At 64.2% G+C, this 16,687-nt stretch carries 18 protein-coding genes; 7 read left to right on the forward strand and 11 right to left on the reverse strand.

Going from position 1 to position 16,687, the window contains the following annotated elements; genetic code table 11:
• The first annotated feature begins 26 nt into the window (after positions 1-26).
• Together ftsH and A9D13_RS13165 are read left to right on the forward strand one after the other, a co-directional pair.
• Complete coding sequence (gene ftsH, locus A9D13_RS13160; protein WP_066774453.1) at positions 27-1,970, forward strand: ATP-dependent zinc metalloprotease FtsH; 1,944 nt, start codon at positions 27-29, stop codon at positions 1,968-1,970.
• 111 nt (positions 1,971-2,081) lie between these two features.
• Positions 2,082-2,360, forward strand: a complete 279-nt coding sequence (locus A9D13_RS13165; RefSeq protein ID WP_066774456.1) for a hypothetical protein — start codon at positions 2,082-2,084, stop codon at positions 2,358-2,360.
• Between the two features lie 4 nt (positions 2,361-2,364).
• Here A9D13_RS13165 and A9D13_RS13170 read toward each other — a convergent pair whose 3' ends face one another.
• From A9D13_RS13170 to rpoZ, 3 genes are all read right to left on the reverse strand, one after another.
• Positions 2,365-2,772, reverse strand: coding sequence for a GNAT family N-acetyltransferase (locus A9D13_RS13170; protein WP_066774708.1), 408 nt, complete (start codon positions 2,770-2,772; stop codon positions 2,365-2,367).
• 59 nt (positions 2,773-2,831) lie between these two features.
• Entirely contained in the window at positions 2,832-3,899 is a 1,068-nt protein-coding gene (locus tag A9D13_RS13175; protein ID WP_066774458.1) for a DUF3667 domain-containing protein, read from the reverse strand.
• A gap of 139 nt (positions 3,900-4,038) precedes the next feature.
• Complete coding sequence (gene rpoZ / locus A9D13_RS13180) at positions 4,039-4,383, reverse strand: DNA-directed RNA polymerase subunit omega (protein ID WP_066774460.1); 345 nt, start codon at positions 4,381-4,383, stop codon at positions 4,039-4,041.
• Between the two features lie 121 nt (positions 4,384-4,504).
• On the opposite strand from rpoZ, the gene A9D13_RS13185 reads away from it, so the two are divergent.
• A complete protein-coding gene (locus A9D13_RS13185) occupies positions 4,505-5,701 on the forward strand; it encodes a phospholipase D-like domain-containing protein (RefSeq protein WP_066774462.1) in 1,197 nt (398 codons plus the stop codon).
• On the opposite strand, the gene A9D13_RS13190 is transcribed toward A9D13_RS13185, so the two are convergent.
• On the reverse strand, positions 5,698-6,324 hold the full coding sequence (locus tag A9D13_RS13190) for a TetR/AcrR family transcriptional regulator (RefSeq protein WP_082922393.1): 627 nt from the start codon (positions 6,322-6,324) through the stop codon (positions 5,698-5,700). The genes A9D13_RS13185 and A9D13_RS13190 overlap by 4 nt on opposite strands.
• Positions 6,325-6,415: 91 nt before the next feature.
• Between A9D13_RS13190 and A9D13_RS13195 the strand changes: the two genes are divergently transcribed.
• A complete protein-coding gene (locus A9D13_RS13195; protein ID WP_082922419.1) occupies positions 6,416-7,675 on the forward strand; it encodes a multidrug effflux MFS transporter in 1,260 nt (419 codons plus the stop codon).
• On the opposite strand, the gene A9D13_RS13200 is transcribed toward A9D13_RS13195, so the two are convergent.
• Positions 7,643-8,332, reverse strand: coding sequence for a PAS domain-containing protein (locus A9D13_RS13200; RefSeq protein ID WP_082922394.1), 690 nt, complete (start codon positions 8,330-8,332; stop codon positions 7,643-7,645). The two genes, A9D13_RS13195 and A9D13_RS13200, sit on opposite strands and share 33 nt — an antisense overlap.
• A gap of 166 nt (positions 8,333-8,498) precedes the next feature.
• On the opposite strand from A9D13_RS13200, the gene A9D13_RS13205 reads away from it, so the two are divergent.
• Positions 8,499-8,726, forward strand: coding sequence for a hypothetical protein (locus A9D13_RS13205; RefSeq protein WP_066774468.1), 228 nt, complete (start codon positions 8,499-8,501; stop codon positions 8,724-8,726).
• Between the two features lie 105 nt (positions 8,727-8,831).
• Here A9D13_RS13205 and A9D13_RS13210 read toward each other — a convergent pair whose 3' ends face one another.
• The 3 genes from A9D13_RS13210 to metX form a co-directional block, all read right to left on the reverse strand.
• Positions 8,832-10,355, reverse strand: coding sequence for a replicative DNA helicase (locus A9D13_RS13210; RefSeq protein ID WP_066774470.1), 1,524 nt, complete (start codon positions 10,353-10,355; stop codon positions 8,832-8,834).
• Between the two features lie 110 nt (positions 10,356-10,465).
• A complete protein-coding gene (metW, locus tag A9D13_RS13215; protein WP_066774472.1) occupies positions 10,466-11,065 on the reverse strand; it encodes a methionine biosynthesis protein MetW in 600 nt (199 codons plus the stop codon).
• Entirely contained in the window at positions 11,065-12,189 is a 1,125-nt protein-coding gene (gene metX, locus A9D13_RS13220) for a homoserine O-acetyltransferase MetX (protein WP_066774476.1), read from the reverse strand. The genes metW and metX overlap by 1 nt, the downstream gene beginning before the upstream one ends.
• A gap of 103 nt (positions 12,190-12,292) precedes the next feature.
• Here metX and hisC point away from each other — a divergent pair, with 103 nt between their 5' ends.
• Together hisC and A9D13_RS13230 are read left to right on the forward strand one after the other, a co-directional pair.
• Positions 12,293-13,411, forward strand: coding sequence for a histidinol-phosphate transaminase (gene hisC / locus A9D13_RS13225; protein WP_066774477.1), 1,119 nt, complete (start codon positions 12,293-12,295; stop codon positions 13,409-13,411).
• Entirely contained in the window at positions 13,408-14,352 is a 945-nt protein-coding gene (locus A9D13_RS13230; protein ID WP_066774479.1) for a prephenate/arogenate dehydrogenase family protein, read from the forward strand. Before hisC ends, A9D13_RS13230 begins: the two co-directional genes overlap by 4 nt.
• Here A9D13_RS13230 and A9D13_RS13235 read toward each other — a convergent pair.
• The 3 genes from A9D13_RS13235 to A9D13_RS13245 form a co-directional block, all read right to left on the reverse strand.
• Positions 14,349-15,074, reverse strand: a complete 726-nt coding sequence (locus tag A9D13_RS13235) for a lysophospholipid acyltransferase family protein (protein WP_308420393.1) — start codon at positions 15,072-15,074, stop codon at positions 14,349-14,351. The two genes, A9D13_RS13230 and A9D13_RS13235, sit on opposite strands and share 4 nt — an antisense overlap.
• A gap of 11 nt (positions 15,075-15,085) precedes the next feature.
• Complete coding sequence (locus tag A9D13_RS13240) at positions 15,086-15,616, reverse strand: YdcF family protein (protein WP_066774486.1); 531 nt, start codon at positions 15,614-15,616, stop codon at positions 15,086-15,088.
• An 88-nt stretch (positions 15,617-15,704) separates the two neighbouring features.
• Positions 15,705-16,679, reverse strand: a complete 975-nt coding sequence (locus tag A9D13_RS13245) for a cell division protein FtsX (RefSeq protein WP_082922395.1) — start codon at positions 16,677-16,679, stop codon at positions 15,705-15,707.
• Positions 16,680-16,687 lie beyond the last annotated feature (8 nt).

Raw genomic sequence — 16,687 nt, forward strand, 5'->3', positions numbered from 1 at the left:
TTGGGGGGGAAAGGATTCTTAAGCGAATGAACAAGGACGAACAGCCGAGCGGCAATCCCTGGCTGAAGAGCCTGATGATCTGGGGCGGCATCTTTCTTGCCCTGCTCCTCGTCGTCTCGCTCTTTTCCGAACGGGGCCCGGCGCAGGGGACGCAGATCCGCTATTCCGACTTCCGCGATTCCGTCGCCGAGGGCAGCGTGCGCGAAGTGCAGATTGGCGAGGACCGGATCACCGGCACGCTCAAGAACGATCAGCCGTTTTCGACCACGCCGGTGCCGAATGACACCGGCCTGACCGAACTGCTGCAGGAAAACGGCGTCGAATATTCGGGTGCCGCGCCTGAACAGCAGAGCCTGCTGCTCATCATCCTCCTTAATTCGCTTCCCTTCCTCCTGATCCTCGGCATCGCGTTCTTCGCGCTGCGGCAGGTGCAAAAGGGCGGCGGCGCTGGCGGCGCAATGGGTTTCGGCAAGTCGAAGGCCAAGCTGCTGACCGAAAAGCAGGGCCGCGTAACCTTCGCCGATGTCGCCGGCATCGACGAAGCGCGCGAGGAACTGGAGGAAATCGTCGAGTTCCTCAAGGACCCGTCGCGTTTTTCGAAGCTGGGCGGCCAGATCCCCAAGGGCGCGCTGCTGGTCGGTTCGCCCGGTACCGGCAAGACGCTGCTCGCCCGTGCCATCGCGGGTGAGGCGGGCGTGCCCTTCTTCACCATTTCGGGTTCGGATTTCGTCGAGATGTTCGTCGGCGTCGGCGCGAGCCGCGTGCGCGACATGTTCGAGCAGGCGAAGAAGAACGCGCCCTGCATCCTCTTCATCGACGAAATCGACGCGGTCGGCCGTTCGCGCGGCCATGGCCTTGGCAATTCCAACGATGAGCGCGAGCAGACGCTGAACCAGCTGCTGGTCGAGATGGACGGTTTCGAGGCGAACGAGGGCATCATCATCATCGCGGCGACCAACCGCCCCGACGTGCTTGACCCTGCGCTGCTGCGTCCGGGCCGCTTCGACCGTCAGGTCGTGGTGCCCGTTCCCGACATCGACGGGCGTGAGAAGATCCTGTCGGTTCACATGAAGAAGGTGCCGCTGGCTCCCGACGTGAATTCGCGCACCATCGCGCGCGGCACGCCCGGTTTCTCGGGTGCCGACCTCGCCAATCTGGTGAACGAGGCTGCGCTGCTTGCCGCCCGCCGCAACAAGCGGCTGGTCGCCATGCAGGAGTTCGAGGACGCCAAGGACAAGGTCATGATGGGCAGCGAGCGCCGCTCGATGGTCATGACCGAGGACGAGAAGAAGATGACCGCCTATCACGAAGCGGGCCATGCGCTTGTTTCGATCAACGAGCCGGCATCTGACCCGATCCACAAGGCCACGATCATCCCGCGCGGCCGCGCATTGGGCATGGTAATGCGCCTGCCGGAACGCGACAGCTATTCCTATCACCGTGACAAGATGCACGCGAATCTTGCCGTCGCCATGGGCGGACGCGTGGCGGAAGAGATCATCTTCGGCCATGACAAGGTTTCCTCGGGCGCTTCTTCCGACATCCAGTATGCCACCGATCTTGCCCGCAACATGGTCACCAAATGGGGCATGTCGGACAAGCTGGGTCCGCTTCAGTACGAGCAGACGCAGGAAGGCTATCTGGGGGCGGGCCAGACCGCGCGCACCTTTGCCGGGGCGGAGACCAACAAGCTGATCGACGCCGAGATCAAGAAGCTCGTCGAGGACGCGCATGTTCGCGCAAACGACGTGCTTCGCGAGCAGGAGGACAAGCTCCACCTGCTGGCCCAGGCGATGCTTGAATATGAAACGCTGACCGGCGACGAAATCGACCAGCTGCTTGACAGCGGCAAGATCGACCGTCCCGACCAGCCGAGCGGCCCGGCGCGTCCGGTTTCGACCGGAAGCCTTGGCGTGCCCAAGGCGGGCAAGCGTTTCTCTGGCGACGGGGCCACGCCGCAAGGCGCCTGATCGACGCAGATTGCCACGTTACTTCGGCCCCGCCGTCACACCCCTTGGGGAACGTGGCGGCGGGGCCAAGCGTATCTTGAGCATCGAGAAATCTGTGATGGGGTGCCCAAGATGCGCAAGTTCCTGATTTTCACCGCGCTGGCTGCCGTGCCGCTGTTCGGCGTTGCCGCCTGTTCCGAAGAAACGCAGCAGAACGCCGCGACAACCGCGGAACGGGCTGCCGCCGACACGCGCGACAATGCCGAAGTCGTCGAAGACACGCTGCGCGAGGGCGCGATCGTGGCATCCGACAAGGTCGCCGAAGGCGCCGCCGATCTGCGCGGCGAACTGGTCGAGGACGAGCAGACCGATCCCAATCAGGGCGACGGGAAGCTCGACGGTACGGACTGACCCGTCAATTCAAAGGGAGATGCAGGAACTGGTTGAAGGCGCTGGCGGTGTAATCGCCGAACGCCTCGCCGCTTACGAAGCCGCGCCTGCGATATAGCGCCAGCGCCGGTTCGAATGTGTCGCCGCTCCCGGTTTCGAGGCTGAGCCGGGTTAGCCCCTTGCCGCGCGCCTGTGCGATAATCGCCTCCAGCAGCGCGGCCGCAGCGCCCTGCCGCAGGAAATCCGGGTGGGTGCGCATGGATTTTACCTCTCCCTGCCCGTCACCCAGCAGCTTGAGCGCGCCCATCGCCGCTAGCCTGTCCCCGGCCCATGCCCCCAGCATCGTCAGTTCAGGCACGGCCAGGCCCGAAAGGTCCAGCGCGAAGACGGCATCGGGCGGAGAGTTTTCGTGCATTCCGGCAAGATGCAGCATCAGCAAAGCGCGCAATTGCGTATCGTCGAGCGAGACCGGCCCGACGGTAAAAGCATGTTTCAACCCATGACCCCAAGAAGCAACAGGACGGAGAGGAAGATAATGGTCGTGATGCCGACCACGAAAGTCATCGCGAAGGTGCGCACGAACGCGCCGAAACGGCTGAGTTCATATCCATATTTCAGCTGCTTGTAGATGTGGACCAGCGGGATCGCGATGCATAGTGGCCAGATCCAGCCAGCGGGCACACCGATCACGCCCGCGATGCTGGCCACGATGAACAACAGCGACATGAAGGCGATGGAATAGGTTACGAAGACTGCATGGTCGTAAAGGCCAAAGCGCCGCTTCCACGCGAACATCAGCCAGACGAACGGCATGGAGATCGGGATCAGCAGCCAGGAGAACTTGTAGCCGCTCGATTGCAGCTTGTAGACCATGAGCGAGGGGTTCTTCCGCCATTTCTCAAGCCCCTTGTCGATGCTCGCGATGCCGGTTTTCCCTTCGGCGACGATCTCGTCGCTCTTTGCGATGCCGGTCACGGTCTTGCGGGCCGCTTTTAGACTGTCGATTTCACGCTGGATATTGGTGAAGGCCGCGCTGCCTGCCTCTTCATCGGCAAGCCGATCCTGCGCAGCTTCGATCTCGGCGTCGAGATTCGCCACTGCAGGCTCCACCTGCTCATCGCCAATGGCAGGCCCTTTCAGGTCGGTCGGGACCGACAGGCCCAGCATCGAAAACACGGCGAACATCATAAATACCGAGAACAGGAACAGCGCCATCGGCGAGACATAGCGGCGGCGGTGCCCCTCGATGTAATCGCGGGTCAGCTTACCCGGCTTGAATGCCAGCATCGGCAATGTCCGCCAGATCTTGCCGTCAAGGTGGAGGACACCGTGCAGCAGGTCGTGGAAGAACGCGCCGATGGTGCGGTGGAGATGCGCCTCCTGCCCGCAATTATGGCAATGCGATCCGATCAGCTCGGTCCCGCAGTTAAGGCAGGCGTGTTCGTGGAAGTGCCCCTTCCCGCCCTTTGCCGCGCCTGTGCCTGCCGTCTCGCGCTCCACCGCGCGCGAATAGGCACCGCCTTCCATCGCCGTGCCGAATCCATCGGTCAGATCACTCATGTCCGCTGTTTCCCCCCGGATGTCTGAGCTGCGACTATAATCATGGCCGGGCCCGCGTGAAGGGCGGTGCTGCAGATGCAAACAAAAAGGGCGGCTCCGTCAGGAACCGCCCTCTTGGTGATCTGTAATCTCGCCGCGATCAGCCGTCGTAATCGGACCCGATCGAGGTGTTGCGCGTCGGCGCGGCAGCGGTCAGGCGCAGCGCCTCTGCCGAGCGCGAGAGCGAGCCGACTTCATCGATCTCGTCATCGTCGTCCACGGCGACCTTCTGCATGCCCTGGACCAGCGTTTCCTTCAGCTCGGTCGGCTTAACGGTCTGCTCCGCGATTTCGCGCAGGGCGACGACCGGGTTCTTGTCGCGGTCGCGGTCGACGGTCAGCTCGCTGCCGGCCGAAATTTCGCGCGCACGCTGGGCGGCCAGCAGCACGAGATCGAAACGGTTCGGGATCTTGTCGACGCAATCTTCGACGGTAACGCGCGCCATGGGGCACTCCGTGTAAAATGAATGTCCTGTCGGAAAGGGCTGCAACTAGGGCGTGATCGCTGCAGAGTCAAGAAAATCGCCCGCACTTGCCGCTTTGCGCCCGCCTCCCCATCTGGTGTCAATGGGAAAGGCCGAGCCGATAGAGACCGACAGCAAGCACGCAGCGGCAGGCTATCGCGATCCCGATCCCTTTCATGTCGAGGCGCAGGGGCAATCACTGACCTTTTATCCCGCGGGCAAGGACCGTTTTGCCGCATTGATCGAACTGATCGGATCGGCGCGGTCAAAACTCGACATGTGCTTCTACATATTCGCCGAGGACGAGGCATCGCGCCGGGTCCGCGATGCGCTGGTGGCCGCCGCCCGGCGCGGGGTCGATGTCACCCTGCTGCTTGACGGTTTCGGCGCATCTGCGACCGAGGCATTCCTGGAGCCATTGCGCGAAGCTGGCGGCCATCACGCGCGATTCGTTTCCAGACCGTCGCATCGCTATCTGATCCGCAACCATCAGAAAATCGTGATCGCCGACCAGACCCGCGCCATGATCGGCGGCTTCAATGTAGAGAACGACTATTTCGATCCGCCCTCACTGAATGGCTGGAACGACCTTGCCATCGTGGTCGAGGGGAGCGCGGTCGATGCGCTGGTGGACTGGTATGCCAAGATCAGCAACTGGACCGCCGACGCCAGGGCGCGCTGGTCGGGCATTCGCCGTATCATTCGTGGCTGGGACCCGGGTACGGGTCCGGTGCGCCTGCTGGTCGGCGGGCCGACGCGGGGCCTCTCGACATGGGCAGCCAGCGTGTCGCGGGATCTGATCCGGGCCGAAAGGCTCGACATGATGATGGCCTATTTCTCCCCGCACAAACGGCTGGTGCGGCGCATCGCGCGAATCGCACAGCGCGGCAGCGCGCGGTTGGTCATGGCGGGCAAATCCGACAATGCGGCAACCATCGGCGCGACGCGCGCGCTATATCGCTATCTTTTGAAACGCGGCACACGGATATGGGAATTCCAGCCGTGCAAGCTGCACACGAAGCTCATCGTCGTTGACGATGCGGTCTATATCGGCAGCGCCAATTTCGACATGCGCAGCCTGTATCTCAACCTCGAACTCATGCTTCGGATAGAGGACGCGGCACTGGCGCAGCGCATACGCGAGTTCATTGCCCAGCACCTTCCCGCCAGCGAGGAGATCACGCCCGCACTGCACGCGGCCCGCGCGACATGGTGGAACCGCCTGCGCTGGCGGCTCAGCTGGTTCCTTGTTGGCGTCGCAGATTACACTGTCAGCCGAAAGCTCAACCTCGGCCTCTAGCCGCCGAATATCTCGGCAACGATGCCCTGCGCCAGCCGGTCGTCCAGCGCCTGCCCGTTGAGCAGGCGGTACCAGAAGGCGCCATGGACAAGCGCCGTCAGCATCGCGGTATCACGCCCTGCGCCAAGCTCTCCGCGCTTCTGTGCGTCGCGCAGCAGCTCTTCGACGATGTGGCCGCGCGGCTCGACGAAGCGGGTCCGGAAAATGGCGCAAAAATCCTCATCCTGCTGCGCGGCGGCGATAAGGCTGCGCAGGGCTGCGCCATCGCGTTGGAGATGCGCGAAAATGTCGCAAAGAAAATCGCGCAACACGATGCTGCGCGGCACATCCGGCGCAGGATCGGGCCGCGCCGCGATCGCATTTGCCTGCGCAAAGAACGCATCGAGCACCAGTTCGGCCTTTGTCGGCCAGCGGTTGTAGAGCGTCTGCCGCGCAGCGCCCGCTTCCTTCGCAATGCGCGAGATCGAGACCTGCCCATAACCCTCCTCGCGCACCAGCTTCAGCGCGGCTGCGCGGATCCGGCCGCTTGCCTCCTCGTCCCGCGGCCTGCCAGGCGCGGTGGCGGGCGGGGTAACGGCATCACCGGCGTCGACGCCGGATTCGGCTTCGGCTTCGTCGTTCATGGCTTTTTCCCTCGAATCCCGAACCATGGGGTTTAATTATTGGACTATAGTCTATAAATAAGCGTCACTGTCTGCAAGAGCATGGATGACGATGACCGATACAAACGAACCCGCGACCACGCGGCAAGGCACCTTCGGCGCTGCGCTGATGATCGGCGTGCTGGCCCTGCTCTCGATATTCCCGCCGCTCGCGACCGACATGTATCTGTCGGCGATGGACGATCTTGCGCGCGCCCTGAACGCCAGCGCCTCCGCGACCGAGATGTCGCTCTCGATCTTCTTCTTTGGCCTGTGCATCGGGCAGTTCATCATCGGGCCGCTGATCGACGCGCATGGGCGCAAGCTGCCGCTGCTGGCCGGAACGATGCTGTTCTGCATGACCTCCCTTGGCCTGCTGCTGGTGCGCGACGTGACCATCTTCAACGCGCTGCGCCTGTTTCAGGCGATCGGTGCCTGCGCCGGGATGGTCGTGGGCCGCGCGATCATCGCCGACATCTATCGCGGGCGTAAGGCGGCGCAGGTGCTGACCATCCTTGTCATGCTGATGACATTGGGGCCCATTCTCGCGCCCTTCCTCGGCAGCCTGCTGCTGGCTGCGTTCGGGTGGCAATCGATCTTTGTTTGCATGCTGGCCGTGGGGATCGCCGCCCTTTTCCTCAGCATGGCGCTCATTCCCGAAACCCTGCCGCGATCCGATCGCCAGCCCGGCGCGATGCGAAAGGCTGCGGGCACGTTCGCGCGGCTTGCCCGAACGCCTGTCTTTATCCTTCCCGCTCTCACCGTCGGCTTCGTGCAGGCCCCGATGTTCGCGTTCATCACCGGGTCCTCTGGCATTTTTCAGGGCGTGTTCGGGTTGAGCGCGACGGAATATGGCATCTTGTTCGGGGTCATCGCTTCGGCGCTTGTCGTGTTCGGCCAGCTCAATTCGATGTTGCTCAAACGCTTCGATGCCGACCAGCTTCTCAATCGCGGGCTGCCCGTCTTTGCCGCTTGCGCGGCCCTGTTGGTGACGGCTGCGCTCAGCGGCGATTTCTGGCTGATCGTGGTGCCGCTGTGGTTCACGCTGGGCATGGTGGGTCTGTTGACAGCCAATGCCATGGATGCCGCCATGCGCGCCGCGCCTGCGGCGGGCATCGGTTCGGCCGCCATCGGCGCGCTCCAGTTCGGCTTCGCCTTCCTCACCTCCACGCTTGTCGCCCTGCTCGGGACCGATAGCGCCATGCCGATGGTGCTGGTGATACTGGCCGCATCCGTACTGGCCAATGCGGCATGGCTGCGGCTTCGCGGCCTGAACCGCAGCGCGGCTGGCCCGCGCGGTTCAGGCGCTCTGCACGTTTCCGCCGGGGAATGACACGACATTCGCGCTTGCCGCAGCAGGCTTGAGCCGGACCCCGTTCACGGTTCCGTCCTGCACCAGCAGATCCAGTCCGGCCCCTCGCAATGCCTGAATGACCAGCGCCGCCGTATTGCGATGGATCGAGCGGTTCTCCTCCTCGCTCTCCATCCGGCGCACGGTAGAGCGCGAGATGCCTGCCGTCTGGGCCATTTCCTCGGCCGACCAGTTCAGCATGGCCCGCGCCGCGCGCAGGGCGCCGGGCGCAATATCGTCGGCCGCGCCGCCGCTCACCGCCGATGGTTCGCGGCGCACGCCGGGGACGGGCAGCATCATGCCGACCCACCCGCTGACATTCCCGTTTTCATCGAAAATCGCGACCGCACGCGCATTCATCCAGTGAAACGAGCCATCCTTGGCGCGAACGCGAAATTCGGTGTTGTATTCGGTCCCGTGATCGACGGAGGTTTCCCAGGCATGCATCGCCCGTTCGCGGTCATCGTCATGCACGGCATCAAGCCAGCCGCCATCCGTGACCTCGGCCCCTTCCTGCCCGGTCATGGCTGACCAGCCAGAAAATTCCACCGGGGTGCCGTACGCATCCGTGCGGAAAAAGGCTGTCGCAGCCTTACGCACGAGGTTTTCGATCTGGGTTGAAGATATGGAGTGCGGCATGGCGAGCGTTTAGCACAACACGCGCCAAGCGCTCAATCCTATGTTCGCACGAGCGAAAACTAGTCAAAATGATAGGCATAAGCCAAATTTTGAAGCATTTTGGCCTATTGACACAATGGATGGCAGCAATCATAGAACAAATTGATCCAAAGCAGGGGCGCGGACAATGCAGTTGAAGCAAGAGAACCCGGACATGGTCGCGAATCTTTCCCATCGCGTGCAAAATCTCGAACAGGAGAACGAGGTCCTCAGGCGTTATCTCGCTGCTGTGCCGCTCGATCTCGAGGCGATCATTGATCTCGAGTGCGAGGAGGTCCGGGCTGAGCGGCTCAACCTGCTTCGGAATCGGGTTGCCCGCATCACCGGTCGCATCGACAACTTCGTGAACGGCTGACACGCTCCTGCGCCGGGCAGGCTTCCCCCAAGCCTGCCCGGCATTCCGGATCAAGGGTTTCCGATTGAAGCCAACTACGCCCGCGCCCCCAGAGCGGGCGTTTTTCTATTCGTAATCCGAGTGGTAATCATCTTCGGCCAGGTCAGAGAAGCGCGTGATGCGCGGCTCGAACCGCAGTCGCACCTTGCCGGTGGAGCCGTGGCGCTGTTTCGCGACGATCAGCTCGGCAAGGCCGAACACGCGCTCCATTTCCGCGGCCCATGCGGCGTGGGCTTCGTGGACCTTGGCCTCGTCCGTTTCCAGCGGGCGCTTCGGTTCGCGCGACTGGACGTAATAATCTTCGCGATAGATGAACCAGACCATGTCGGCGTCCTGCTCGATCGAGCCGGATTCGCGAAGGTCAGACAGCATCGGGCGCTTGTCATCGCGCTGCTCCACCGCACGGGAGAGCTGCGACAAGGCGATCACCGGGACCTGGATCTCCTTCGCCAGCGTCTTAAGCCCGCGCGAGATTTCGGAAATCTCGTTCACGCGATTGTCGCTGGCGCGGCCCGAACCCTGCAGCAGCTGCAGGTAGTCGACGATGACAAGGCCAATATTGTGCCGCCGCTTCAAACGCCGCGCCCGCGCGCGCAGGGCCGAAATCGTCAGGCCCGGCGTATCGTCGATATAAAGCGGCAGGTCGTTGAGTTCCTGGCTGGTGCGCGCCAGCGTCTGGAAATCCTCGCGGCTGATCTTGCCCATGCGCAGGTTCGACGAGCTGATCCCGGCGGCTTCGGCCAGAATACGCGTGGCGAGCTGGTCCGCGCTCATTTCAAGGGAGAACAGCGCCACCGCGCCGCCCACCGATTCGTCCTCGGGAATGCCGTCATCCAGATCGCGCTTCAGCCGGCTGGCGGTGTTGAAGGCGATATTGGTCGCGAGCGAGGATTTGCCCATGCCGGGACGTCCGGCAAGGATGATAAGGTCGGAATCGTGAAGCCCGCCGGTCTTTTCATTGATCGAGGTGAAGCCGGTGGTCGTGCCCGAGACATGGCCGCCCGAATTCAGCGCCTGCTCGATCATCTTGATCGAGGTGCGGGTCGCCTGCGCGAAGCTTTGCGTTTCATTGCCGGTCGATGCGCCTTCGGCGACCTTGAACAATGCGCCCTCGGCCCGCTCGATCTGCTGCATCGGCTCGACGTTTTCGGACGTGTCCATCGCATCGGTGACCAGCCCGCGGCCCACCGCCACCAGTTCACGCAATAGCGCGAGGTCGAACACCTGCTGCGCCAGTTCGCGCGGGGCCAGCAACGCCTGCGGGTCGCTGGTCAGCCGCGCGAGATAGGAGATGCCGCCCAGTTCCTTCAGCCCGTCATCATCGTCGAAATAGGGCTTCAACGTCACCGGCGTCACCACCGCCTTGCGGTCGAGCAATGCGATGATGCGCTCAAAGATGCGGGCGTGGAGGGGTTCGAAGAAATGATTCGGCGCGAGCGTAACCGGAAGCTCTTCGATCACCCGGTTGTCGATCAGCACCGCGCCCAGAAAGGCGGCCTCCGCCTCGACGTTTGCGGGCAGGGCGCGGCCCTCTTCGGCCTTTTCGGGCAGGGCGACGGGGTGAAGTTGAATCGGTTCTGACGGGCTCATGGACAAGGGTAATGCCGGTCCCTCGCACCGGCTTCAAGATGGAAGCGGGGCGATATATTTTTCGCGGCCTGTGGAAGACGGGGATAGTCGCCCCCGAACGGCGGAAAGCCTTAGCTCCGCGCCAGCGCGAACACCGCATATTCGGCGCGCAGATTGGCCGCGATGCTGCCTGTCTCATGCCCGCCTTTCAGGAACCAGCTTCCCTTTACCGCGCAGCCCAGCCCTTCCGCCAGGGCGCGGAAATCGTCGATGGTAACGTGGTGGATATTGGGCGTGTCGTACCAGCGTTCGGGCAGCAGACGCGTGACCGGCATGTGCCCGCCGAACATCAGCGACGCGCGCACCCGCCAATGCGCGAAATTGGGAAAGGAGACAAAGCAGCGCGGCGCGATACGCAAGAGCTGGTCGATGACGAGATCGGGCCGCCGCGTCGTCTGCAAGGTCTGCGACAGGATTGCGACATCGACGCTGTCATTGGGATAATAGGACAGGTCGCTGTCGGCATCGCCCTGCAGCACCGACAGCCCGCGCGCGACGCAGGTGGCGACATTGGCAGGCTCGATTTCCAGCCCGCGCGCATCGCAGTTCTTTTCGGTAAGCGCGGCCATCAGCTCCCCATCGCCGCAGCCGACATCCAGCACCCGCACCCCTTCGGGCACATGGCGCGCAATGATCGCAAGGTCGGGGCGCAGGCGTGCCGTTGTCGCCATCACAGGAACCCCTCGATCACGCGGTCGAGCGCGGGCACATCGAGGAGGAAGCTGTCATGCCCGAATGGCGCGGACAGTTCGACGAAGCTGACCGGCGCTCCGGCCGCGTTCACCGCATGGGCGACGGCGCGCGATTCGCTGGTGGGGTACAGCCAGTCGGTATCGAAGCTGACGAGGCACATGCGCGTCTTCAGCCCGGCAAAGGCATTGGCCAGCCTGCCGCCATGTTCTTCGGCAAGATCGAAATAATCCATGGCGCGGGTGATATAGAGGTAGCTGTTCGCATCGAAGCGGTCGGTGAAGGCCAGCCCCTGATAACGCAGATAGCTCTCCACCTGGAAATCGGCGTCGAAGCCGAAAGTCTTGGCATCGCGGTCCTGCAGCCTGCGCCCGAATTTCTGCGTCAGCCCCTGTTCCGACAGATAGGTGATATGCGCCGCCATGCGCGCCACGGCGAGGCCCGCTTCGGGCCCAACCTTGCGCGGATCGTCGAGATCGGCGGTGTAGTAATCGCCGCCCTTCCATTCGGGGTCGGCCATGATCGCCTGCCGCCCGACTTCGTGGAACGCGATGTTCTGCGCCGACTGCCGCGGGGCAGAGGCCAGCACCAGCACCGCGCCGCAGCGTTCGGGGAAATTGGCCGCCCAACTGAGCGCCTGCATCCCGCCCATGGACCCGCCGACGATGCCGTGCAGCCGATCGATGCCGAGATGGTCGATCAGCGCCACCTGCGCGCGAACCATGTCGCGGATGGTGATGACGGGAAAGCGCATCGCAAAGGGCGCGCCGTCATCGGCCATGCTGGATGGTCCGGACGAACCCATGCAGCTGCCGATCACATTGGAGCAGATCACGAAAAAGCGATTGGTGTCGATCGGCCGGTTCGGCCCGACCACGCGGCTCCACCAGCCGGGCTTTCCCGTTTTGGGGTGCGGGCTGGCCAGGTGCTGATCGCCCGTCAGCGCATGACAGACGATGATCGCATTGTCCTTTGCCGCATTCAGCCGGCCATAGGTCTGATACGCGATTTCCACCGGCGCAAGCGCGCGCCCGCTGTCGAGCGGCAGCGGCTCTGCCAGCGTCAGGACATGGGCATGCGTCTCGATAGGGCTTGCGTCGGCCATGGCTGGCGATTGGGCTGACATCGCCGCGCTGTCAACACGGGTATGCCAGATGTTTCAAATGTTCCATTTGCATTGCCGCCGGGTAAGGCTAGAGCGCTGCGCCATGGCAGATAAGGGCAATGATCGAACCGTGACCGGACCGCGCATGAAACCGTGGATCGAGGCGATCCATGCCTATGTCCCCGGCAAGTCCGCCGGAGCGGACGGCAAGCCGCTGATCAAGCTGTCTGCGAACGAGAACCCGCTGGGCACCAGCGAGGCGGCATTGGCCGCCCGCGCCAAGGCGCCCGCAGGCTATCCCGACCCCGACAGCAAGGCGCTGCGCGCCGCGGTCGGAGAAGTCCATGGCCTCGACCCCGCGCGCATCGTGTGCGGCACGGGAAGCGATGAAATTCTCCACATCGCGGCGCAGGCCTATGCCGGGCCGGGGGATGAAATCATCCATGTCCGCTATGGCTTTGCAGTCTATGACATCGCCACCCGCCGCTGCGGCGCGAGCGTGGTGGTCGCACCGGACCGCGATTACGGCACCGATGTCGATGCGCTGCTGGCGCTGGTGACGGAAAAGACGCGGGTCGTCTTCCTCGCAAATCCCAACAACCCGACCGGCCGCTGGATCGACGCCGATGAAGTCGCGCGCCTGCACGCGGGCCTGCCGTCAGACGTGCTGCTGGTCGTCGACCAGGCCTATGGCGAATATCTCCTCGACGGGCAGGACGATGGCGGCATCGCGCTGGCGACGGATCATGGCAACGTGCTGGTCACGCGCACCTTTTCCAAGATCTACGGACTTGCAGGAGAACGCATCGGCTGGGGCTATGGCGCACCTGCCATCATCGACGCGCTCAATCGCATTCGCGGGCCGTTCAACGTGTCGAACACCGGGCAGGCCATGGCGCTGGCCGCCGTGGCAGACCGGGATTTCGTGCGCCGCGCCCGCGATCACAACGCAGCCGAACGCGCGCGTTTCGTCGAGTGCATCGAATCGCTCGGCAATCACGGCCTGCGCGCGGTGGAGAGCCACGCCAATTTCGTCCTCGTCCTGTTCCAAGGAGCGCTGAAGGCCGAGACCGCGATGGCGGCGATCGCCGATGCCGGTTACGCCGTGCGCCATCTTCCGGGACAGGGTCTGCCAGACGCGCTGCGCATCACCATCGGCACGGCCGAGCAGATGGACGCCATCACCCATGCCCTGCGCGAAGCGGCAAAGGCTGCATCATGACGAAGCCTTTCAACCATGTCGCCATCATCGGCCTTGGCCTGATCGGCGGATCGATCGGGCTCGCCACGCAGGCTGCCCTGCCCGAAGCCCGCGTCACCGCCTTCGACGCGAGCGAGGACGTTCGCGACCGCGCCCGCCAGATCGGCCTTGCGCATGAGATCATGGACACGCCCGCCGCCGCGGTTGATGGCGCCGATCTCGTCGTGCTGTGCGTCCCCGTGCGCGCCATGGGCGAAGCCGCCGCCGCGCTGAAGGGCGCGCTGAAGCCCGATGCCATCATTTCCGATGTTGGCTCGTGCAAGGCATCGGTGGCCGAGGCGATCACCGCCGCGCTTCCCGGTCAGACCGTGATACCGGCGCATCCGGTTGCGGGCACCGAACATTCCGGCCCCGACGCCGGTTTCGCCGAACTGTTCCGCAATCGCTGGTGCATCCTGACCCCTGCGGATGACGCCCCGGCAGCGGCGGTAGGGCAGCTGTCCGACTTCTGGGCCGCAATGGGAGCGCGGGTGGAGATCATGGAAGCCAAGCACCACGATCTCGTGCTTGCCGTGACCAGCCATGTTCCGCATCTGATCGCCTATACCATCGTCGGAACCGCCTCCGATCTTGAGGATGTGACCCGCGGCGAGGTCATCAAATATTCGGCAGGCGGTTTCCGCGATTTTACCCGCATCGCGGCATCCGACCCGACGATGTGGCGCGATGTGTTCCTGTCGAACAAGGAAGCCGTGCTCGAAGTGCTTCAGCGTTTCAGCGAGGATCTGTCCGCCCTGCAGCGCGCGATCCGCTGGGGCGATGGGGATACGCTGTTCGACCGCTTTACCGAAACGCGCGCCGTGCGCCGTTCGATCATCGAGGAAGGGCAGGACGATGCGCGCCCCGACTTCGGCCGCCGCGACCACAGCGGGGCCGCGAAAGACCAGCCCCCAAAGAATTAACGCCCGTCGATCTGGTCCCCTGAAACCTGCCCCTCGAACGCGGGGTTCAGCGCGTTGATCGCGGCATGCACCTCGGCCTCGAGCACATTGCGCGGCAGGCCCGGTTCGATCGCCTTGCCGATGCGATAGGTAATGGTGCCCGCCCGTTTGGGGCTTTGCTGATAGAGGCGGCCCGAATCCACCGCGACAGGGACCAGCGGCAATTCGACCATGCGGTAGATGCCATAGAGCCCTGCCTTCATCTCGGGCGCTTCATTGTCGCGCACGCGGGTCCCTTCGGGAAAGATCGCGAAATCGCGCCCGCTTTCTTTCGCGGCCAATGCAGCGCGGCGCATGGTACGCAGCGCGCTGGCGCCCTTGCCGCGTTCCACTCCGACAATGCCATAGCGCGCCGCCAGCCAGCCCCACAGCGGGATGCGCAAAAGCTCCATCTTGGCGAAGATGATCGGCGGGGTGGGCAGGAAGATCGGCAGGTCGATCGCCTCGAAAAAGCTTTCGTGGCGCAGGGCATACATCGCCTGCCCGTCGTGCAGTTCTCCCTCGATCCGAATGCGGACCCCCAGCAGCCAGCGCACGCACCAGCGGTGAATGCGGCACCATATGGTTGCCGCCGCGATCACGCCGCGCCGCGACACCAGCCCGATCGGCATCGCGATCACCACCAGCAGGACCGAAGCGGTGTAGAAGAAGATCGAAAAGAGGAGCGTGCGCAGCCGGGCCATCAACGCCGTCCTCAAAGATCGAGGAGATTGCCGACCCAGCCGATCAGCAGCTTGTGATATTCAAGGAACAGCATGGCGAGCGAGGGTTCGGTCGGCACCGCATCGCGCACGATGGTGATATCGCTGCCGACCTGTCGGCGCAGTTCCGATGCGGCCCGCCGCATGTGGTAATCCGCCGTCACCAGCCGCAGCGAAGTCTTGCCGCCATCCTCCACCCAATGGGCGGTTTCCGATGCATTGGTGCGCGTGTCGACCGCGTCGTAGCCCAGCGTGATGCAGCAGCGCATCAGCGAATTCTCGATTCGGTATTCGGCGGCGAATTCGCGGGGCTTCACCTCTCGCCCGACGCCGGAGACCAGCATTTCCGGGCTCCACCCTTCGCGCAGGGCCTCCAGCCCGCGTTCGATCCGCCCGCCGCCGCCGGTCAGCACGACGATGCCATCGGTCGTGTCATCGCCAGCGGGCCGCGGCAGCATCATGGCAAACCAGATGAACCCGATCGCCCAGACAAGCAGAATGAATGACAGGATGCGACGGATCATGGTTTAACCGGCTTTAGAGCGACTATGCGCGAACGGCAATCGCGGTGATGCGGCTTTTGCGCGGGCAAGGCGCCGACAGCCCGCGCGATCACACCATGCGCCGCAATGTCGCCAGCACGGTCAGCCGCGCGGTCACGGCGGCCAGCAGCGTCACCATGATCGGGATCAGCGCCAGCACCGCCCAGTGAAGCGGGTTCAGCCCCGCCGCCGATTGCCCCGGCCCCAATGCCTCGAACCGCCCGGCAAGGCCGGACACCACGGCCAGCGCGACCGCAAAGCCGGCCGCCCCGCCCACACCCGCGCCCACGGCGGCGGCGCGCTGGAACAATTCGGCGACCTGCCGATCCTGCGCGCCCAGCAGATGCATCAATTCGATCACCTGCCGATTGGCGTTCAGCGCACTGCGACTGGCCAGCAATACCGCCGCCAGCGTCGCCAGCGCCAGCAGCCCGACCAGTGACAGCGCCAGCCATTGCAGCGCCTCGATCGCGCGGCCAACGGGTGCCAGCCATGACGTATCGGCGCTGACCAGCGCATCGGGCGCGACCGCTTCGACGCGGCTGCGCAAATCGGCGAGCACATCCTCGCCCGCCTCGCCCGTCAATTGCACCTCGACCAGTTCGGGCAGGACAAGGAGATTGTCGTCCGCGTCTTCGCCATCGAAACCGGCATCGCCCAGCCATGGCGCGATCAGGGCGGCGCGCTCGTCTCGGTCAAGCCGGCGCAGGGCGCGGATTTCCGGGTCATCGGCCAGCAGCGCGGCGACGGCCTGCGCCTGCCTTGCCGCTTCCGCTTCGGGCGGCCCGGCGATCTGCACCGTCACCCCGCCCTGCAATTCATCGCCCGCCGCCGCTGCGATCGAACCCAGTGCCAGCCCGCCCGCCGCCGCGATCACGGTCAGCGCGGTCATGATGGCGATAACCCACGGCACCGGCCCCGAAATGGCGCGCTGCTTGATGACAGGGTCCGACCCTGCGTTGATGCGCCATTTGCGGCCCTTGGCGGTCAGGCCCGACAGCTTTGTGCGAAGCCCGTGCCGGCCCGGCGAATAGACACTTACCATTGGCGCAC

It is taken from the genome of Croceicoccus mobilis, assembly GCF_001661965.1.
GTDB classification, from domain to species: Bacteria; Pseudomonadota; Alphaproteobacteria; order Sphingomonadales; family Sphingomonadaceae; genus Croceicoccus; species Croceicoccus mobilis.